This is a genomic window from Paenibacillus sp. 481 (genome assembly GCF_021223605.1).
In the GTDB taxonomy this organism is placed as follows: Bacteria; Bacillota; Bacilli; order Paenibacillales; family Paenibacillaceae; genus Paenibacillus_B.
In genome coordinates this window covers 2,380,826-2,399,400 of record NZ_CP075175.1, presented here as the reverse complement: position 1 = coordinate 2,399,400, position 18,575 = coordinate 2,380,826, and the positions used below count along the sequence as shown (strand labels likewise).

General features: G+C 42.9%; 21 protein-coding genes and 1 tRNA gene. 3 read left to right on the top strand and 19 right to left on the bottom strand.

The window, feature by feature from the left end; translation table 11 throughout:
• Window positions 1–7: 7 nt before the first annotated feature.
• The 5 genes from KIK04_RS10455 to KIK04_RS10435 form a co-directional block, all read right to left on the bottom strand.
• On the bottom strand, window positions 8–949 hold the full coding sequence (locus KIK04_RS10455; protein ID WP_232278171.1) for a DUF2232 domain-containing protein: 942 nt from the start codon (window positions 947–949) through the stop codon (window positions 8–10).
• Between the two features lie 54 nt (window positions 950–1,003).
• Window positions 1,004–1,426 carry a CBS domain-containing protein gene (locus tag KIK04_RS10450; RefSeq protein WP_232278170.1) on the bottom strand — a complete coding sequence of 141 codons (423 nt, stop codon included), beginning with the start codon at window positions 1,424–1,426 and terminating at the stop codon, window positions 1,004–1,006.
• 124 nt (window positions 1,427–1,550) lie between these two features.
• Window positions 1,551–2,531, bottom strand: coding sequence for an LCP family protein (locus KIK04_RS10445; protein ID WP_232278169.1), 981 nt, complete (start codon window positions 2,529–2,531; stop codon window positions 1,551–1,553).
• 39 nt (window positions 2,532–2,570) lie between these two features.
• Complete coding sequence (locus KIK04_RS10440; RefSeq protein WP_232278168.1) at window positions 2,571–3,374, bottom strand: YetF domain-containing protein; 804 nt, start codon at window positions 3,372–3,374, stop codon at window positions 2,571–2,573.
• Window positions 3,375–3,615: 241 nt separating this feature from the next.
• Window positions 3,616–4,809, bottom strand: coding sequence for a cytochrome P450 (locus KIK04_RS10435; protein WP_232278167.1), 1,194 nt, complete (start codon window positions 4,807–4,809; stop codon window positions 3,616–3,618).
• Window positions 4,810–4,952: 143 nt separating this feature from the next.
• Between KIK04_RS10435 and KIK04_RS10430 the strand changes: the two genes are divergently transcribed.
• Window positions 4,953–5,417 carry a MarR family winged helix-turn-helix transcriptional regulator gene (locus tag KIK04_RS10430; RefSeq protein ID WP_232278166.1) on the top strand — a complete coding sequence of 155 codons (465 nt, stop codon included), beginning with the start codon at window positions 4,953–4,955 and terminating at the stop codon, window positions 5,415–5,417.
• Between the two features lie 163 nt (window positions 5,418–5,580).
• On the opposite strand, the gene rpsR is transcribed toward KIK04_RS10430, so the two are convergent.
• Genes rpsR through rpsF form a run of 3 tightly spaced genes read right to left on the bottom strand, consistent with a single transcriptional unit; the run spans window position 5,581 to window position 6,743 of the window.
• Complete coding sequence (rpsR, locus tag KIK04_RS10425; RefSeq protein ID WP_232278165.1) at window positions 5,581–5,856, bottom strand: 30S ribosomal protein S18; 276 nt, start codon at window positions 5,854–5,856, stop codon at window positions 5,581–5,583.
• A 21-nt stretch (window positions 5,857–5,877) separates the two neighbouring features.
• The gene (ssb, locus tag KIK04_RS10420) at window positions 5,878–6,408 is read right to left on the bottom strand and encodes a single-stranded DNA-binding protein (protein WP_232278164.1); all 531 of its coding nucleotides are present in this window, start codon (window positions 6,406–6,408) and stop codon (window positions 5,878–5,880) included.
• A gap of 50 nt (window positions 6,409–6,458) precedes the next feature.
• Window positions 6,459–6,743 carry a 30S ribosomal protein S6 gene (rpsF, locus tag KIK04_RS10415; protein WP_232278163.1) on the bottom strand — a complete coding sequence of 95 codons (285 nt, stop codon included), beginning with the start codon at window positions 6,741–6,743 and terminating at the stop codon, window positions 6,459–6,461.
• A 283-nt stretch (window positions 6,744–7,026) separates the two neighbouring features.
• On the opposite strand from rpsF, the gene KIK04_RS10410 reads away from it, so the two are divergent.
• Window positions 7,027–7,221, top strand: coding sequence for a YjzC family protein (locus KIK04_RS10410; protein WP_232278162.1), 195 nt, complete (start codon window positions 7,027–7,029; stop codon window positions 7,219–7,221).
• Window positions 7,222–7,704: 483 nt separating this feature from the next.
• On the opposite strand, the gene KIK04_RS10405 is transcribed toward KIK04_RS10410, so the two are convergent.
• The 4 genes from KIK04_RS10405 to KIK04_RS10390 all read right to left on the bottom strand — a co-directional run bounded on the left by KIK04_RS10405 (window position 7,705) and on the right by KIK04_RS10390 (window position 9,350).
• Window positions 7,705–7,795: transfer RNA gene (locus KIK04_RS10405), tRNA-Ser, on the bottom strand.
• Window positions 7,796–7,898: 103 nt separating this feature from the next.
• Window positions 7,899–8,120 (bottom strand): DUF951 domain-containing protein, encoded by a 222-nt coding sequence (locus KIK04_RS10400; protein WP_232278161.1) that lies wholly within the window; start codon window positions 8,118–8,120, stop codon window positions 7,899–7,901.
• Window positions 8,110–9,051 (bottom strand): mechanosensitive ion channel family protein, encoded by a 942-nt coding sequence (locus tag KIK04_RS10395; protein ID WP_232278160.1) that lies wholly within the window; start codon window positions 9,049–9,051, stop codon window positions 8,110–8,112. The genes KIK04_RS10400 and KIK04_RS10395 overlap by 11 nt, the downstream gene beginning before the upstream one ends.
• A gap of 2 nt (window positions 9,052–9,053) precedes the next feature.
• A complete protein-coding gene (locus tag KIK04_RS10390; protein ID WP_232278159.1) occupies window positions 9,054–9,350 on the bottom strand; it encodes a putative Se/S carrier protein in 297 nt (98 codons plus the stop codon).
• A gap of 108 nt (window positions 9,351–9,458) precedes the next feature.
• Between KIK04_RS10390 and yyaC the strand changes: the two genes are divergently transcribed.
• The gene (yyaC, locus tag KIK04_RS10385) at window positions 9,459–10,040 is read left to right on the top strand and encodes a spore protease YyaC (protein WP_269671017.1); all 582 of its coding nucleotides are present in this window, start codon (window positions 9,459–9,461) and stop codon (window positions 10,038–10,040) included.
• A 55-nt stretch (window positions 10,041–10,095) separates the two neighbouring features.
• On the opposite strand, the gene KIK04_RS10380 is transcribed toward yyaC, so the two are convergent.
• From KIK04_RS10380 to rsmG, 7 genes are all read right to left on the bottom strand, one after another.
• On the bottom strand, window positions 10,096–10,632 hold the full coding sequence (locus KIK04_RS10380; protein ID WP_232278158.1) for a DUF4446 family protein: 537 nt from the start codon (window positions 10,630–10,632) through the stop codon (window positions 10,096–10,098).
• 21 nt (window positions 10,633–10,653) lie between these two features.
• Entirely contained in the window at window positions 10,654–11,814 is a 1,161-nt protein-coding gene (locus tag KIK04_RS10375) for an aminotransferase class V-fold PLP-dependent enzyme (protein ID WP_232278157.1), read from the bottom strand.
• A gap of 299 nt (window positions 11,815–12,113) precedes the next feature.
• Window positions 12,114–12,968, bottom strand: coding sequence for a ParB/RepB/Spo0J family partition protein (locus KIK04_RS10370; protein WP_232278156.1), 855 nt, complete (start codon window positions 12,966–12,968; stop codon window positions 12,114–12,116).
• Window positions 12,961–13,722 carry a ParA family protein gene (locus tag KIK04_RS10365; protein WP_232278155.1) on the bottom strand — a complete coding sequence of 254 codons (762 nt, stop codon included), beginning with the start codon at window positions 13,720–13,722 and terminating at the stop codon, window positions 12,961–12,963. The genes KIK04_RS10370 and KIK04_RS10365 overlap by 8 nt, the downstream gene beginning before the upstream one ends.
• 213 nt (window positions 13,723–13,935) lie before the next feature.
• Window positions 13,936–14,751: a nucleoid occlusion protein gene (gene noc / locus KIK04_RS10360; protein WP_232278154.1), complete on the bottom strand. Its 816-nt coding sequence runs from the start codon at window positions 14,749–14,751 to the stop codon at window positions 13,936–13,938.
• Window positions 14,752–15,118: 367 nt separating this feature from the next.
• Window positions 15,119–17,488, bottom strand: a complete 2,370-nt coding sequence (locus tag KIK04_RS10355) for a S8 family serine peptidase (protein WP_232278153.1) — start codon at window positions 17,486–17,488, stop codon at window positions 15,119–15,121.
• A gap of 295 nt (window positions 17,489–17,783) precedes the next feature.
• The gene (rsmG, locus tag KIK04_RS10350) at window positions 17,784–18,506 is read right to left on the bottom strand and encodes a 16S rRNA (guanine(527)-N(7))-methyltransferase RsmG (protein WP_232278680.1); all 723 of its coding nucleotides are present in this window, start codon (window positions 18,504–18,506) and stop codon (window positions 17,784–17,786) included.
• Window positions 18,507–18,575: the final 69 nt, after the last annotated feature.

The window sequence follows — 18,575 nt, the reverse complement described above, 5'->3', positions numbered from 1 at the left end:
CCTCACCCTATGTTCTTGGTTTGGAGATCGCTTGACGCAACGGAAAGAGTAAATCGATCATTCCGACAATGCGCAGTACAGATATCATAAGCGGCGACAGCAATAAGATGCCGACCACGACAATGACAACTGGAATCGCCTTTTTCCACTTCTTTTCATGAGCTATGAAGAACAACAAGGAGATACCCTGCACGGCAAAAGCCAAATCCAACAACGGTTCCAAGTTGAACAAAATGAGCGTCAAAAAGCTATCTGTTGATACTGGTGTAGCAAGCCTTAAAATAACGGCAAACAAGTAGTACCAAATAAGCGACTTCGGCAGTCTCCATTCACGCACCGGCTTTAGCTTATTTACATCTATACCTTGCACGGCCAATAACAGACGACTGAAGGCATACGTAATCGTCCCCATATATAAGGAAATACCGATTAACCAAAACGGCAGCATGCTTCCTACTATTTTGGCGTAAAGAGCAATTTGCTCGGATGAGAATCCACCTTGCATGACGCCTGCGACACCTGATTGCTCAAGACTTTTTGAAAACTGCTCTGCTGCTTCCGTAATATACGTGGTGAGATTGAAATTGAGCACAACTGAAGCAAAGGCCAATAACAACAACGACTGAATTAAAAACGTGATCGTAACAGCTAAAAAAGAATTCCATGCTGGACGCTTCCGTTTAAACATTTGTCCAAGTACGATACCTGGAATAATAAAATATAACGATTGTAACACAGCTACGGAACCTAATTGCCCAAACAGCATAAAGACGATTGCCAGCAATGCCACCAAATGCAGAGCCAACGCTCCTACAGATAGCATGGTGCTTAACATAACGATTGGTATCGCCATAAAGCTCATCGTCAACACCTGTATCGGATGTGATATAGACAATAGCAGCACAAGAGCTGCAACGGCCCATGCTACGGAAGACCAGCGATTCTTCAACAATGTTCACCTCTTACATTTCTAAAATAAATGTATTCTCCATTATATCATAAATTAAATGGGGTCTAATGCTTTCATTACGAACTGCTCGCAATACTCAATAATTTGACTACGACGTACAATACCGATAAAACGGTTCATATCGTCCACAACAGGCACGAAGTTCTGTCCTTTCGCCAGCTTAATTAAGTCTTCCATATTAGAATCAATGCGCACTGGTTTATTACGCATATTGAGCGGCACGTCTTTGAGCAAATATTTCGAAGCATCCTCAAATGTAATTTCCCCTGCTGAGTTCTTCATATGCCATAATAAATCCCCTTCTGTAACGGTCCCCATATACTCCCCTTCATCATTTAAGATCGGCACCGAAGTATAGCGATGATGTTCCATTCGCTCTAACGTCTGGCGCAGAGTGGCACTAATCGGCAAACAGACAACTTCGTGTTTCGGCAATAAGAAAAAAGCAATATTCATCCGTCAGGTCTCCTCCTTGAATCAAGCAGGGATACCTATCATAACGTTCAATATCCCTATCATTAAATTAACACATTTTACCCATGAAAAACAAAAACCAGCTACCGAAGCAGCTGGTTTTCGATTATTCGGGTTGCAATTGACGTGGTTGCATCAGTTGTGACACATCCGTATTAGGGTTCATCCAATTGGCGATAAGCTGCTGAACGTACTCCATATCCTCTTCGAGCGGAAGGTAATACCAACCGCCGCTCATCATTTTTCCACTACCGTGCAACATGTAGTTGCTAATCGAAGGAATGCTTCCTTTGGATAGCATCGTTTTCGCTAAATCAATCATATACTTAGGACGCATATCGGTAGTAAAATTTTGACCCATAATATTAATAAGTTCAGGAAGCCTTCCGATTTTGTCCAGTTCGATTGCGCGATTCATGAGAGCATCCAAAAAGATACGGTGACGCATTGTACGATTCATATCCGAGTCTTCGCGATAACGTACATAATACAAGGCTTCTTGGCCATCATAAATGGGCTTGTTGCCCTCAATGCGGAATTTCTCATGGTTAGGATCACGATTTACTATATCTTCTGTAATAGGTAGTTTAACTCCATCTAGTGCGTTCACGACATCTTTAAGCCCTTCAAAGTTAACCGTTGCATAATGGTCTACCTTTTGTCCCAGCAAGTTCTCAACCGTGTCTATGCTCATCTTGGCGCCGCCAAATGCATACGCGTGGTTAATTTTTGTTTTATAATCTTTACCTATGATTTCGGTATACGTATCACGCGGTATTGAAACGAGCAGCACCTTATTGTCTTGCGGACGAACGACTGAATAAATCATCGTGTCTGAACGACCTACTTCTTTACTCCGCTGATCGATACCCATTAGCAAGATAGAAAATGGTTCTGTAATTTGACGAACAACTTCTTCCTTACCTTCAATCGGTTTGTATGACTCATTAAGCGTCTCTTCCACTTTATCGGAGAAGAACATATCAAATGCGAACACTGCCAACTGATTGCGGAAAATAAAAGCTCCACCAGCAATTAGCGCAAGTACAACTAATGCAATGCTCCACTTTTTATATCTTTTTTTCATAATAATCCTCTTCTTCCTGTTCGGTTTTCAGGTCTTTAGTTAAGGATCACGCAAATGGCGGTCCGATAATAAAGAGCCTAATCGCGCTCTCTCTGCTGCATGACTATATACATCAATATATAACTGAAATTTCCCATCAACTTGTACGATAAACACTTGTTCTGGTGTTAAATTCCGCTGCTTTAGCTCCCCTTCCAGCCAAGCAACATCTTTCCCAATATCGAATAATGAATCTTCTAGTATCGTGCCGTCCATAAGGACAATTGTGGGCTCAGGTTCCGATTCTAGGTCGAGCTTGGATATAGCCTCTGCTGCACCAACAGTTGTATAACCATTTGTTAAACTTGCCTGAGCATGGGCATGAGCATGGGCTACCGTCAACGGCCTGTTAGCAGACTTTAGCATGACGTTAATTTCCCCGCTGGGCTCCATAATAGCAAATTCCACATCCGCAAGGTGGAATGCATTTTTATTTCGCAATTGTATCATCATCTCATCAATGGTCAATCGCTCTTTACGCATATTGCGCTCCAGTATACGTCCTTGGCGAATAAGAACGGTGCCCTTGGCGTGCAATAGATCCCGGAATCGTTTACTCTTTAACTGCGCCCACTCCACACCAAATGAAGTGAGTACCCACACCAACAAAGAAATTACCCCTAGTATCCAACGGCCATCTGTATTTAGTGAAATAAATACAGCAAGACCACCCACCGTCAATCCTGTCAAATATTCAAACAGGGACAGCTGCGATACTTGCCGCTTGCCGAGCAGCTTTGTTAAACTAAACAGCACTACCATAGCTATCCATGTACGATAGATGACGATGAGCCAGTCTGGCATCCCCTGATACCCTCCCGCAATTGTAGATTCAATGCTTAGGATGAGCAGGGTCCCGACTTTTTAACAAAGAATATGTCTATTTTACAAGGTTCCGTCGCAAAAATAAAATGTATAAATTTCATCGGCTCATTTTTCCGGTCTGTTTAGTCCATATTTTCACAATTAAAAAAGGAAATTCTCCCGTTATATACGACGTGCGTAACCGGGGAATTTCCTTCATTATGGAGTTATTTTAATGGGTTCAATTCGGACAATTTTGAGCTTCGAACGTAATCGGCAATTCGGTTAAACCGAAAATGGATTGACTGTTTATGCGCTCTAACACGGCATGGTCGGCAATTTTAATGTTTCGAGTACGACTAAGCAAGCTCGAAAACGTAATCTTAGCCTCAAGCCGGGCCAGCATGACGCCTAAGCAGAAATGAATGCCGTGCCCAAATGTCAAATGTGGATTCGGACTGCGATTCATATCGAATAAGTGAGGCTGCTCAAATACGGCCTCGTCTTGATTTCCGGAAGCAAGCCATGTCAAAACGGTTTGGCCAGCTTTAAATGGATGTCCCTGAAAGGTTACGTCTTCTGTAATAAATCGTTGTGTGCTTTGGACAGGCGAAGCATATCGTAATGTTTCTTCAATCAGAGAAGGTATTCGCTCATGGTTAGACATCACCTGCTGGTAGGCAGCTGGTTCATTAGCTATACATAGAAGCGTGGCTGTTATGAGGTTCGTCGTTGTTTCATTACCTGCCACCAAGAGCAAAATACAAAAACCGATCAGTTCCGCATCGGATAGTTGAATTCCCTCCTCTTTGACTTGAACTAAAGCCGAAATTAAATCATTTTGAGGCCGTTTTCGACGTTCATTTGCGATTTCAGTAAAGTAAGGGGTCATTTCCTGCTGTGGCTTCAACATCTGCGCTGGATCGAAGGTAACTAATGCAAGTGACCACTCACGAAATTTGTCCCTATCCTGCGATTGGATACCAAGCATTTCCGCAATAATCGTTACAGGTAATGGGCTAGCAAAGTCTGCGACAACATTCATTGTACCTTGTTCCAACACCCTATCTAACCATTCATTCGTAATTTGGATTATACGTGGCGTTAATGCTTCAATTGCTCGTGGTGTAAATGCTTTAGCAACAAGAGAGCGCAATTGCTTGTGCCTAGGTGGATCTATAAATAAAATGCTCTCCTCAAATGGGGTATATTCTTCTTTTTCTTGATGACTAGAAAAAATATGGTGATTACCTAAGATGGATTTAATATCATGATAGCGAAATACATTCCACATTTGCGTCTGTTCATCAAAGTAAATAGGCTGCTCATCACGCATTTGCTTAAACCAAGAATAAGGAATTAACTGCTCTGATACGGACCATTTCATCTTTACCACCGCACTTTCATTCATTTGAAAATACTTGGATTGTGTCATGTCATGAGTACTTGCCGTTGCAGTTGCATTATAATAAACAATTATTAATAGTAAATAATTATTTACTATTAATAATTTATCACTTCCTTTTTCGACTGTCAAATTTTATGATTATAATTAGTAACTAATTAGCGGAGGTCACCATGAAAGATTCCTACTGGGGAAAAATAATTGAAGAATGGTCGCTGTTTATGATGAATCAGCGTAATTTAATGAAGTTTATTGACCATCATATCCATCATGAACTTAATACATCGCAATCGCACGCACTGTGGTTGATCTACATGCGTGCTGAACTGAATATGACGGAGTTGGCTGGTCATATGCAGATGTCCAAGCAGCAGCTAACACCTATTGTCAATAAACTGATCGAGCTGGGCTATGCGACCAGAGAATACAATGCGGCTGATCGAAGAGTTATCAACATCCGTATAACTCCTGCTGGGACAGACCTTGTGAAGGAATGTGATGCAGAAATTGCAACCTTACTGAAACATATTATGTCTGATGTGGACGAGCAGGAATTGTTGGCTTTCCAACAATCGTTGCACAGTATGAATCACACGATTGATCGTATTATGGCATCTAAGCTTAACCCTAACCCTTAGCTCGTGTTAGTCCGTGTATTCCTCTTAGCCTGAGCTTAGGGAAAAAGAACGGACTAAAGCCAGCCCTCATGGCATATTGTGCATGAGGGCTGGCTTTAGTTAGGTGTACCTTATACATTCGCATTAAAAAAAGCAGCCGTTTGACCGGCTGCTCTTCTTAATACTACTCAGTTGTGTATGGCAACAACGCTACTTGACGGGAACGCTTGATAGCGATCGTCAACGCACGTTGGTACTTCGCGCTTGTACCAGTCACACGACGTGGCAAGATTTTGCCGCGCTCGCTAATAAATTTACGAAGCAAGTCCGTATCTTTATAATCGATGTGTGTGATTTTGTTTACTGTAAAGAAACACACTTTACGGCGTTTGTTACGGCCTTTACGACCACCAAACTTGCGCTCTGGGCGCTCGCCGCCTTCATTTTGCTTGAAGCTCATTCCGTTTCAGTCCTTTCCAAGTTAGAATGGCAAATCATCATCAGAAATATCGATCGGTCTTCCGTCGTCTGAGAAAGGATCCGCTGCTGGTCCACGCGAATAGTTGTTGTTCGAACCGCCACGAGGCTGTCCACTCTGCGAACCTTGAGAGTTCTGCGAGTTTTGACCATACGAGCTAGGTGCAGGTGCACCTTGTCCGCCACCCATATCTTCACGCATTCCACCGCTATCGCGGTTAGATTCCAAGAAACGAACATTATCGGCAATAATTTCAGTTACGTATACACGCTTTCCTTCATTATTGTCGTAGCTACGAACTTGGATGCGTCCTTCCACTGCAGTCAGTCGACCTTTGCGCAAATAGTTTGCACATGTCTCTGCTAACTGTCGCCATGTGACGACTGGAATGAAATCCGCTTCACGTTCACCAGACTGACTCGAATACGGTCGGTCTACCGCCAACGTAAATTGCGTTACCGCAACTCCTGCTGGTGTGTAGCGTAATTCCGGGTCACGCGTCAGACGACCAATTAAAATCACGCGATTCAACATGATATCCCCTCCTTCTGACGTTAATTACGATCCGAGTGTGATTGTAGCAATTAAGCTACAGCGTTCGTTACGAGGTAGCGGATGATATCGTCAGAAATTTTCAACTGACGCTCAACTTCAGCTACTACTGCAGGTTCTGCAGTGAAGTTAACGAGAACGTATACTCCGTCACGGAACTTCTTGATTTCGTAAGCGAGACGGCGTTTACCCATCACATCGTGCTTCGTAATTTCGCCGCCATTAGAGATGACGCCTTGGAATTTCTCGACTGTTGTTTGAACAGCTTCTTGCTCGATGTCCGGACGAATGATGTACATCAATTCGTATTTGCGCATTTCACTTTCACCTCCTTTTGGACTTCAGGCCCCTGATCGGTTTGTCAGGAGCAAGGAGCGAGACAACTCGCACTAAATTAATATATCAAAAACTGTACCTAAGCGCAACCTATGCTAGGTATTCCCTTTATGCTTATTGTCGAAATTTTGTTGGCATTCACTTTAATTTCACGTTCTGACCAGCATTGCTATTCATTGTTATGTAAAGGAACTGATGATTCGAGCCATTACGGTCGACACTAACAAAGTCAAATGATCACTTACACGAAAGGAGGAGCTTGTAATGGGTGAAAAGACAGAGTATTCTCCAGGCGACAAAGCACCAAATGATGCTATTTATATGGAGGTTGGAGAGAACAGTTTCCATAGCGAAATTCAAGATCCCAAGCAGATTAAACTGAACCGAGGCGACACTTTTCCTGAGACAACAAATAAAGACCGTAAGTGGAAGAAGAAGAAGCATGCCTTGACGCATTGATGATGCTGTACTGAACATTTTTAAAATTTTTAAAACTTTTTTTAGAACCGATGTATATAAAAAATGAATTTGTTCATAATAACTACTGACGGTGCGAAGCGAGGTGTTGTTCCATTGAACAGTGGGGCGGTTAAACCAAGTGATGATGAAGACATCAGCTTTACGTCATAAGAGAAGCGAGGCGTTGTGCTAAAGACCATTTAGTCGATAACACGCATAAGTGTGGGAGACCATCTTAGAAACCGAGCGATCTGAAAGCAGTGAAGTGTTGAGTCCAAATTAAGCACCGTCAACCAGAAAAGGGACTGTCCTCAGAGATCTCACCAGATCTCAAGGACGGTCCCTTGTTTGTTATTTAACGTTTTTCGTTATGGGTTACTGCTTATTAGTAATTAGTTATTGGCGATTGGTGATTGGCCGCGGTGGTGCAATCAAAAAACCCCTTACGCTTAGCGCGTAAGGGGCGTTAATGTAATATTTAAGTGGCGGAAAAGGTGGGATTCGAACCCACGCACGCCTCGCGACGCCTAGTTGATTTCGAGTCAACCCCCTTGGGCCTCTTGGGTACTTTTCCGCAGCAAAATTAATTTTAGCATAGACCTTTTTGTATTGCAACATCCTACTTGCAAAATTTTTCCCGTTTTTGTCCCCGCTACTTTTACCCTTAAAGCCGTTACCTAGCTATCGGCTCGCTCACTAGGCTTCGGACTAGCTGCACGAAGCACCTTTTTCATGCTCTTTTCGAACTTCGCCCGCGGGACGAGTACGCTATGCTTGCAGCCTACGCACTTGATACGAATATCCATCCCCATACGGATAATTTCCATTTCATTTGTACCGCAAGGATGTGGCTTTTTCATCATCACGATGTCACCAAGCTCAAACGATTTACGTTCCATGCTTCACCCCTCCTGCTTCTGGTCTGTGGTACGTTACGACACGCGGATACGGAATTTCAATGCCGTGTTTGTCCAACGCCTCTTTCAGCTCAGAATTGATCTGACGAGATACTGGCGCCTGCGTATAAGGACGGCATTCGGCAATAATACGAATCGTTATTTCTGAAGGTCCTAACGATTGCACGCCCAGTACTTGTGGTACACCTACTACGTTTTCGTTGCGATCCGGCAATGATGCCAACGATTCGTTCATTACGTCAATCGCTTTCTCCACATTTTCTTCATAAGCAATAGCAACGTCAACCACTGCAATCGCATTATTTAACGAGAAGTTCGTTACCTCCGCAATGATACCGTTCGGAATAATGAATACTTCTCCCGTCCAACTGTGTATACGCGTAGAACGTAAGCCGATCATTTCTACCGTACCTTGAAATTGCCCTACTCGAATAACGTCCCCAACCGCAAACTGATCTTCAAATATGATGAAAAATCCGGTCATAATATCTTTAACTAAGCTCTGTGCCCCGAAACCGATCGCTAAACCAACAACACCAGCACCCGCCAATAACGGAGCTAAGTTAATGTTGAACTCCGATAAAATGAACAACACCATAATGAAGTTCATCGCTAATGCGGTCATATTTTTAAGCAATTTCCCTACGGTAACGAGCCTTCTTGGATTCACTCCAAGTCGGGTTTGCTGCTGCTTCGAAATTGCATGCTCAATCATGCGATGAACGACTTTAGTGACGACGCGCGTCAAAATAACAATAAATAAAATCTTAATGAAACTAACGAACATGACCTCCCAAGTAGATAAATCGGTCAGCCATGCCCATATATCTTGCTTCCACTTTTCAAACACTGACAGCGTTTGTTCAATGTTGTCTCCTACGTTCTCGGTGTTATTCGCTGTAGCTATATTCACGTTCAATCTCCTCCTTTTTCATCGGTTGCACGATCCATTTCAATTTCAATATATTCGTCTTTGTCCTTATAAAAAATACCTCTTATTTCAACCTGCTGATCCACGATAAGAGATTTAACTTGTCCCAAATCAAATCCTAAAAATTGAATCGACAACGCACAACCTGCTGTAATTTCCTTCGGTGTTGGGCAAGTATCAATTTCCAAATCCATATACTCCATCAGCATTTCTGCTCGCAGCGCTTGCTGTGTGGAATCAAACGCCATAATAAGCCATTCAGCCGAATTCCATGTATGCATGATAATACCCCTTCTTTTATCCTAACACCATTTCTGTTAGCAGAAGTATAAATATACTCTTACAACCATATACTAGTACTACAATATAGTAGAAACGGAGGTTGCACGATGACCTATCCTTTGTCCAACCATCCTTCCTCACCCAGCATTGACTCTTGCAAAATAGCTCATAATGAACCGAGCGCACGCGATCTGCTTATACGGTCTTGTATGGATCATTTACAATTGCGTCAGCCTCATCAAACACTCACTATTGTATGCATTGGTACTGATCGTTCAACCGGTGATTGCCTTGGTCCACTAGTAGGTACAAAGTTGGCTCGTTATGAGTCTACTTCGTTCTCTGTACTTGGTACGCTTCAGAATCCGGTACACGCCATGAATTTACAAGACACTATAGATCATCTACACGGTCGTGATCCCGATACATTCATCATTGCCATTGATGCCTGCCTTGGGCAAAGCAGCAGTATTGGACACATTCAAGTACATAAAGGGCCTGTTCGGCCTGGTGCAGGGGTAAATAAACAACTGCCCCCGGTCGGTGATATGCATATTACAGGCATCGTCAACGTCGGAGGCTTTATGGAGTATTTTGTGTTACAAAATACTCGCTTACATTTAGTTATGAATATTGCCGACGTCATTGCTGACGCCATCTATCATACACTACATCGAGCAGTACGCTAGTAGTTGGCTTCTATGCCTAGTCTTACGCTTATTTCTTCTAGGCTCAAGCTTAGGCTTAGGAAGCGTTACCGCGCCTTGTGGAAGCTTGCTCTAGCGCATGCTTCTCTTCAGGAGATAGCGAGTACGTAGATTGCCCTTTATCAATAGGTTTAGCATAGACGTAGGAATGCTCTCGCCCATGAATACCTGTAATGACAACACCGTCATGCTCTTCATTAATGAGCGCTAGCGAAAAGCTAAGGTCACTCCCATGTTCTGCAAAAGCGTTATAGCGCTTAATGCCTACATGGGATTTCATTATTTTTAGCCTATCGTTGATTTGACGCACATGTACCGTATGCTCTTGTTTCATTTGCTCTAAAGCAGCTTGATGAACATCTTTCGCTTCATGCAGACTAGCAATATCGTTATGCATGTCCGCCAATAACATTTCTAAATTTTCAACACCTGTTTGGCCCATCATTGCGTCATATTTACGGCGTAGCTTACGCAACTTTGAACCTTGAACAATAACGATAAAAAATAACATTAACGATAATGCCGCACTACAAATAATTAACCATGGTAGCCACTCTTTAACAACGTCGTTCATCCTGCTCTCTCCTGCCTCAATCTAATCCCGTGTACAAATCGCTCGTACCGCTTTAACGTATTCATCAACTTGTTGTTCTGTTGTATTCCATCCAACGCTTGCACGAACAGCACCTTGTCCTAATGTACCTGCTGTTTGATGGGCTAACGGCGTGCAATGATAACCAGCACGGACGGCAATACCGAACTCTCTGTCCAACTGATGCGCAATGGCCGCACTGTCGAGACTGTCACTAACAAAGGAAACAATTCCTGTGCGCGGCTGTCCTAATTGCGGTCCTAACAATCGCAGTCCAGATATGGAACTTAATTGTTCCATTATCAGTTGCGATAATTCCCACTCTTTCGTATATATGTTCTGCACAGATTCATTCAGCACCCAACGCACTCCCGCCTCTAGGCCCGCAACACCAATTGTATTAGGTGTTCCTGCCTCATACCTGTCAGGGCGAGTATGCGGCTGCTGCGCCTCCTCTGAGTGGCTGCCAGTACCTCCTTGGATGAGCGGCTCTACATCCATGCTCGGATCGATGTACAGCGCCCCCGTTCCTTGAGGGCCAAGCAATGCCTTATGTCCAGGCACGGCGAGCATATCAATGCCGTGCGACTTTACATCTATTGGTAGTAAGCCAGCCGACTGAGCTCCATCCACAAGCAGCTTAGCTCCATGACGATGAGCAATTTCTGCTATATCACTAATAGGCATAATAGAGCCGAGCAAATTAGAGCTATGATTGCAGATGACAAGTCTAGTTCGCACTGTCATCGCTTGCTCAAGTTGCTTCAAATTGAGCGTTCCATCGCGATCCGTTTCCACATAAGTAACGCTAATCACTCCACGTTGCTGCAATTGCTCTAGTGGTCTTCGGACCGAATTATGCTCCATACTCGTGGCAACGACATGATCCCCTTGCTTAACAAATCCGTAAATAGCCATATTGAGCGCCATTGTCGTATTCATTGTGAAAGCAATATGAATAGGGTTACTAATGTGAAACAACTCAGCGAGTGCCATCCGTGCACGCATTAGTCGCTTTCCAGCTTCTCTGGCCATGCGATGTCCACCGCGGCCAGGGTTTGCTCCCTCTTCATCCAATGCCTTTTTCATGGCCTCCCAAACAGGCTCTGGCTTCGGCCATGATGTCGCAGCATGATCTAAATAAATCGTCGGAAGTTGCGGCATCAACGCGCCTCCTTATGTGCGTAGCTGATCACGAAAGCATGAAAACAAGGTGCTTAAATGCTCTTTATTTTCGATATTATTTTATCCTAGATACAGCTGTAATTTATTACAGCTTTTTCATTTTTAATATAAAATATTTGACATTTTAGGTTGCGAAAACAGTTGCCTTGATGTTCATTTTATTGCGACGATTTTATGCAAAAAAGATAGCATCCTTAGTTTAATCCTTATTAAGACGGATGACAACTAAGCATGCTAATCAGAACGGATTATTTAATTCATTCGTTTGTAGCCTTGCTTTATGTTATAGCTTGTAGCATTTCGAGCAACCGTTCCAAGTCATTTTTGCTGAAATATGAAATCTCAATCTTTCCTTTATCGTTTTGGTGCTTAATTTTTACTGTTGTACGGAAACGTTCACGTAAGGACTCCTCAAGCACGTCCAAATATGGATCCGTGCGCCCCGGTTTGCTCTTGTCCTTTTCTTTATCATTTCCTTTACGATTCAGCAATTGAATTGCCTCTTCCAACTGCCGAACGCTCCACCCTTGATCAATGGATGTTTTTGCCAACATTTTTATTGTTTCTGTGTCTTTAACGCCAACTATTGCTCTCGCATGACCCATCGATAGTGTTCCACGTGAAACAAGAGCTTTCACTTCTTCTGGAAGCTGAAGCAAACGTACAAAGTTAGCAATATGAGAACGTGATTTACCGACTTTAACGGACAACTCTTCTTGTGTTAACGAGAATTGATCCATTAAAGATTGATAGGCCAACGCTAATTCAATAGCATTTAAATTTTCACGTTGTAAATTTTCGATTAATGCAATTTCCATCACTTGCTGATCGGAAAAAGCTCGAACTACAGCTGGAATTGTCGCCAATCCAAGAAGTTGAGATGCACGATAGCGCCGCTCGCCAGCAATAATTTCATAGCCTTTCAATACACTACGCACAACAATCGGTTGAATGATCCCGTGTTGTTTAATAGACTCTGCTAGCTCTTGAATGGACTGTTCATCAAAATGCTTGCGTGGTTGATATGGATTAGGACGAAGTTGAGTTAATTGAACTTCAACGATTTTATCATCATCATTAACAGACAATGATGGAATTAATGCGTCCAATCCACGGCCTAAGCGCTTACTCATACGTAATCACTTCCTTAGCAAGTTCCAAGTATACTTCCGCCCCTTTTGATTTTGGGTCATACGTCATAATTGACTGCCCATGTGATGGCGCTTCACTTAAGCGAATGTTACGAGGAATAATCGTTTGATATACTTTTTGTTGAAAATACTTTTTCACTTCTTCAATAACTTGGATGCCTAAGTTTGTTCGTGCATCAAGCATAGTAAGCAATACACCTTCTATTTGCAGTGTAGTGTTCAAATGCTTTTGTACAAGTCGTACCGTGTTTAATAACTGGCTTAAACCTTCCAATGCATAGTATTCACATTGAATCGGAATAATGACCGATTGGGAAGCTGTTAAAGAGTTTATTGTTAGTATGCCTAGAGATGGAGGACAGTCAATTAAAATGTAATCATACGAATGTGCTACGAGCTGTAACGCTCTTTTTAATCGAACTTCACGTGAAATAGTTGGAACCAACTCAATTTCCGCACCAGCTAGTTGAATCGTAGCCGGAATAATATGGAGTCCTTCTACATTTGAATGTAAAATCGCTTCGTTCGGATGAACATCATTTATGATCACATCATAAATACAATTTGTAACATCGGCTTTATTTATGCCAATTCCGCTCGTCGTATTTCCTTGAGGGTCAATATCTACGAGCAATACACGTTTCCCCAATAATGCCAATCCAGCACCTAAGTTGACCGTCGTCGTTGTCTTACCGACGCCGCCCTTCTGATTGGTAATGGCAATAACTTTAGCCACTCCGCTTCACCCCAATGTTATTCTTCTCGCCTCTCTGGCTGCTTGTCGGATTAACGGTTAGTGTTGCTATCGTTCGCATAAAAGCTGCTCATTCAGCACAACAGTAATCATAAACACTGATTACACCGTCACCATAGTACAAAACAAAAATAGCGGCCCTTGCCTGCCGCTTATCTCATCAGATGGCATATTACATGGACTAGTTGTAGCTCATTATTTTTTCGGAATTTTTATTACAATTTCATAATGATCTTCATGGTCACGTTCGTCAGTTTTAATGTTTAACCCTGAACCCGTAATCATGTCGACCGACTGCCTAATTGTATTTAATGCAAGTCTTACGTCTTTCGTAAACGAAACACGCTTCGACTTTTTCGCTTTATTAACTTCCTTATACAGTGCGATCCTCGTCTCCGTCTGCTTAACATTAAGCTCTTTCGTTATGATCTCATGCAGCACTTTAAGCTGCATCTCTTCTGTATCAAGAGAAAGTAAAGCTCGCGCATGTCGTTCTGTAATTTTTCGCTCCATGAGTGCTTGCTTAATCGTTTCTGGAAGCTGTAAAAGTCGTATTTTATTCGCAATTGTAGATTGGCTCTTTCCAAGCCGTTGAGCTAAACTTTCCTGTGTCAGCTCATGTAGGTCAATAAGCTTTTGGTAAGCAAACGCTTCTTCAATCGCGGTCAAACCTTCACGTTGCAAATTTTCAATTAAAGCGATAGATGCTGCCTGAGAGTCATTGATTTCCCTAACGATTCCTGGGATCGTATCCAGTCCAAGCCGCTTCACGGCACGCCAACGACGTTCGCCTGCAATAATTTCGTACTTGCCGTTCCGTTGACGAACAACGATTGGTTGAATAACACCATGCGTCTTAATTGTTTGGCACAGCTCATCAATCCGTTCCTCGTCAAAAATAGTACGCGGTTGATAAGGGCTCGTTACAATTTCATGTACCGGAAGCTGCTTCACTTCATCATGAGTATGACGATCAGCAAAACCGAATAGCCGAGACAGTTGTTCTTTCATTTCTGTGTATAACCACCTAACTTCGTAGTAATGCCAGGCATATTTTAGAAGCCGCAAACAAGAACAGCCGTATTCATCTAATATATTAACTCATGCCCTATAAATATATATACTTTAAACATTCTTCAACTCTGCATCTTTTTCCTGCCGTTTGAATACCCTCAAAAAAATATTGTTTCACGTGGAACAAATATCCAATAAATTTAAAAATGTACTTCTACGCTCCTCTACTAATGCTATCATAAAACAAGCGCAAAAAGATAAAATTATCCAAATTTAATAATGAAAAAAAGCGATTCTTAGGCTTACCCTGCCTAGAACCGCTTTTACCTATTTTACATATTCCGCCGCGCAACAGTGCACTGCGCTATTTCACCGTAACTTCCGTGATATGAACAGTCTTATTCCCTAGCACATCTTGCATAAGGAGCTTCACTTTATGTTTACCTGGCTTTAAACCTTGTTTTTGTAGAGTGGCAAAAAAGTTACCGCTCTCTACGTTCACGTGTACAGCTCTCCACTTATCCTGTTCAAGCGGGCTCCACTGCATTTTAACGATCGGCTCATTACTTATTCCCATGCTTTCCATATTGCTCGTAATTAAGTATTGCAGTTGGATCGAGAGATCACTCAATTTTCCGTACAATTGACCCTTTGCAGCCTTTGATTTATTGATATTAACGATTTTAGGTGCTTGTTGATCAATATATACGATTTCTCCCTCTTGTACGGTCTGTCGATTCTCCGCAAATGATTTTGCCTTAATTAAATAAGCCCCATCTGGTAACTTCGCACCATTTATATCTTGGCCATTCCATACATAATTGAATAAACCTGACTTATGATTCTTCTCACTTAACCAAATATACGTTTTACCGTGCAAACTTTTTTGCGATTCATCGAATCGGGTAGCCGTCAATAACACACGATCAGATGGAACAGAAACGTAATAATCCGTAGAAAGACGGCTCATCTCTTTCTTTCCATACGGTGAGTACAAAGATGTGTTCGAAAACAATCCCATTACTAAAGGATAATCATTCATTTTGTACACGAGCATAAAAGGAACACGCTGGTTGTTGGAGTTTGCCTTAATGATAATCGAACCTGTCCAAATCCCTTTTTGCTGTTGTAAACTGACTGTCCATTTTATTGGCACATCAATTGTTTCCTTAGGCCCTACTGTTACGGATTTCGGCATCTCAAACTGCAGCTTCTCTGGCACCGTTTCATTTTGCACCGAAAGCTCATACGTCACAGCCTGATCCGAACTATTCGTTAACGTCAGCGTCTTTTCAATGACCTGACTCTTACCTTTCGCTTGTGGTGCAACTCGACCGAAACTAAGGCTCGATGGCGTCACCAATGTGCTCGCTTCTAAAGCACGCTCTACATTTAAAAGACCCGCTCCTTGCGCAGCGCGCTCGTACAGCTTCCCCTTCTCGTCCGTCAGTTGATCAGCCTGCTGCATTAGCGCTGACTTTATCTGTGATGGTGTCCACTCCGGATGAGCTTCCAGCAAGATAGCTGCCGCTGCCGATACGTGCGGAGCTGCCATACTTGTCCCGCTCCACAAAGAGTACCCGCTTTCCGCAACTTCGAACGGTACCGCGCTGCGGATATTAATGCCTGGTGCTACAAGATCAGGCTTCATCAGCCACGTACCTGCTGCCGGACCACGGGAGCTCATATCAGACACACGTTCTTTAACCTTAGTGCTGCTCCATTTCCACCCTGAGCCTGACTGAAGACGTAGCTTTTTCGCATCGTCATGTGTCATTACAGCCGCTGGAATTGCATTTTTCAGCTTGCTTCTAGTCATATTCCCAGCTGGCTCTTCACGTTGAATTTCAGGGTTAGATAACAATATCCCTGCTGCCCCAGCTTCTTGTGCAGCCAAGTACAACTCATCTACCGGTGTGAAGCTATCTTCCAGCTCTACAACGACGATTTTATTTTTAAGAGCCTTATCTTTTTTTAGCTTTTCAGGGGACACATTTCCTTTATACACAAACGAGGCTACCCCCGCTGTGGGCATGGAAGGTACTCCGTATACAGGATACAAGTGAATACTGTCCTTACCCTTTGTTAACACCGAGTCGACGCGAGACAGCGTTGTAGCCCCTACTACGATCGGTTCCTCCCTATATCCAGGAGCCGTTAATTGCCATTTATCCACCCCGTTATTACCTGCGGACTTTACAACGACAACACCCTTGCTAACAGCATCAGCGATAGCCATGGAAACGGGCTCATCAGGTGCATTCACATCAGTACCCAAAGATAAGTTAATCACGTCCGCACCATCAATCACGGCCTGCTTTATAGCCGACACTACATCATTAGAATGCGAATGAGCTTTGCTCTCTCCAAGCGCACGGTATAAAAGGAACTGTGCTCCCGGTGCCTGTTGTGCAACAATGCCCGCCACATGCGTGCCATGCCCTTTCTCATCCTGTGGATTATGATCCCGATCAACAAAATCGTATGCTTTAGCTATACGCCCCTTAAACAGCGGATGATTCATATCTGTACCCGAGTCAATAATCGCCACTCTTACATCTTTACCTGTGTATTTATTAGCCTTAGACTCGATCTTTTTCGTTTTCTGTTCATTTTTAGACGCATCTACTGAAGATGCATACACACTTGGCATCCAACCCGTTGCAATGGTAGTTATGAATACCGCTGAACTAGTTAGAAAAAGGATCGGTTTTTTCCACGCTGCTATACTCATCTAAAAAGGCCTTCTTTCTATTTTTCAAAATAAATAAATTCAATACAAAGCTCCATACTTAATGGCTCGCTCTCGCTACCCGCTTGCTCTGATAAGCTCTAGTGAACTTATATTAATCAATTTCAAACTTAAAATCACAAAAATATTGTTATTTTTCAGCCCTCAATGAATACAATATCGTTACTTTCTCTTATATTTTCAAAATTTTGTTATGAAAAATAAAAAAGAGCCGTAGAATCGACTCTATGGCTCAACGATTCTACGGCTCTACCTCATTCACAGATAACTGTCCACACTATATAATCGGTGTCTTTAATGGAGTTCCTGGCTTGCGGGGATACGCTTTTGGCGTAGCTCCCTTTTTCTCCACGATAATAATATGTCGCTCCGACTTTTCTTCAGGCAGCTCCAACAAATGGTCCGCTACCAAACGTCCTTGCAGCACTTGCAGGCTCTTCTTAGCTTCTGCTATCTCTTCTGTTGGGTTTGTTCCCTTCATCGCAGCGAACATGCCACCCGGTGCTACAAACGGCAAGCAGAACTCATTCAGTACATTCAGGCGCGCTACCGCACGAGCGGTTACCAAATCATACTGATCACGATGCTCCGGTTTACGAGCTACTTCCTCCGCACGTCCATGTAAACATGTAACTCCACTCAAACCTAACTGCTCGACAAGGTGAGTCAAAAATTGAATGCGCTTATTTAACGAATCCACGATCGTTAATTGGATATGTGGGAACATAATTTTCAACGGAATACCCGGGAATCCTGCTCCGGAGCCGATATCAGCCATCTTTTGCACCTTATCCATCGGTACGTAAATTCCTAGAGTCAATGAATCGTAAAAATGCTTCTCGTACACAGGCCCACGCTCTGTTATACCCGTTAAATTCATACGTTCGTTCCAGTCAGCTAATACGCGTACATACGTATCAAATTGTTCCCATTGAGTATCTGTAACCGTCCATCCGTGCACCGATACCCACTTGGCGAATTGCTCTTGCACTACATCCATCATCCGTATCTCCCTAACTTAAATGGAAGCACGCCTATTTACTTTAGCGGTACACGATAAACGTGCTGC

What these genes read in the sequence shown, in the direction of transcription:
- yyaC (WP_269671017.1), top strand. Translation starts at nt 9,459, where the DNA reads ATGACCTATCCTTTGTCCAACCATCCTTCCTCACCCAGCATTGACTCT.
- KIK04_RS10400 (WP_232278161.1), bottom strand. Translation starts at nt 8,120, where the DNA reads ATGGAACGTAAATCGTTTGAGCTTGGTGACATCGTGATGATGAAAAAG.
- ssb (WP_232278164.1), bottom strand. Translation starts at nt 6,408, where the DNA reads ATGTTGAATCGCGTGATTTTAATTGGTCGTCTGACGCGTGACCCGGAA.
- KIK04_RS10390 (WP_232278159.1), bottom strand. Translation starts at nt 9,350, where the DNA reads ATGCATACATGGAATTCGGCTGAATGGCTTATTATGGCGTTTGATTCC.
- KIK04_RS10445 (WP_232278169.1), bottom strand. Translation starts at nt 2,531, where the DNA reads ATGAAAAAAAGATATAAAAAGTGGAGCATTGCATTAGTTGTACTTGCG.
- KIK04_RS10375 (WP_232278157.1), bottom strand. Translation starts at nt 11,814, where the DNA reads ATGCCGCAACTTCCGACGATTTATTTAGATCATGCTGCGACATCATGG.
- rpsR (WP_232278165.1), bottom strand. Translation starts at nt 5,856, where the DNA reads ATGAGCTTCAAGCAAAATGAAGGCGGCGAGCGCCCAGAGCGCAAGTTT.
- KIK04_RS10370 (WP_232278156.1), bottom strand. Translation starts at nt 12,968, where the DNA reads ATGAGTAAGCGCTTAGGCCGTGGATTGGACGCATTAATTCCATCATTG.
- KIK04_RS10380 (WP_232278158.1), bottom strand. Translation starts at nt 10,632, where the DNA reads ATGAACGACGTTGTTAAAGAGTGGCTACCATGGTTAATTATTTGTAGT.
- KIK04_RS10430 (WP_232278166.1), top strand. Translation starts at nt 4,953, where the DNA reads ATGAAAGATTCCTACTGGGGAAAAATAATTGAAGAATGGTCGCTGTTT.
- KIK04_RS10450 (WP_232278170.1), bottom strand. Translation starts at nt 1,426, where the DNA reads ATGAATATTGCTTTTTTCTTATTGCCGAAACACGAAGTTGTCTGTTTG.
- noc (WP_232278154.1), bottom strand. Translation starts at nt 14,751, where the DNA reads ATGAAAGAACAACTGTCTCGGCTATTCGGTTTTGCTGATCGTCATACT.
- KIK04_RS10440 (WP_232278168.1), bottom strand. Translation starts at nt 3,374, where the DNA reads ATGCCAGACTGGCTCATCGTCATCTATCGTACATGGATAGCTATGGTA.
- KIK04_RS10435 (WP_232278167.1), bottom strand. Translation starts at nt 4,809, where the DNA reads ATGACACAATCCAAGTATTTTCAAATGAATGAAAGTGCGGTGGTAAAG.
- KIK04_RS10410 (WP_232278162.1), top strand. Translation starts at nt 7,027, where the DNA reads ATGGGTGAAAAGACAGAGTATTCTCCAGGCGACAAAGCACCAAATGAT.
- rsmG (WP_232278680.1), bottom strand. Translation starts at nt 18,506, where the DNA reads ATGGATGTAGTGCAAGAGCAATTCGCCAAGTGGGTATCGGTGCACGGA.
- KIK04_RS10355 (WP_232278153.1), bottom strand. Translation starts at nt 17,488, where the DNA reads ATGAGTATAGCAGCGTGGAAAAAACCGATCCTTTTTCTAACTAGTTCA.
- rpsF (WP_232278163.1), bottom strand. Translation starts at nt 6,743, where the DNA reads ATGCGCAAATACGAATTGATGTACATCATTCGTCCGGACATCGAGCAA.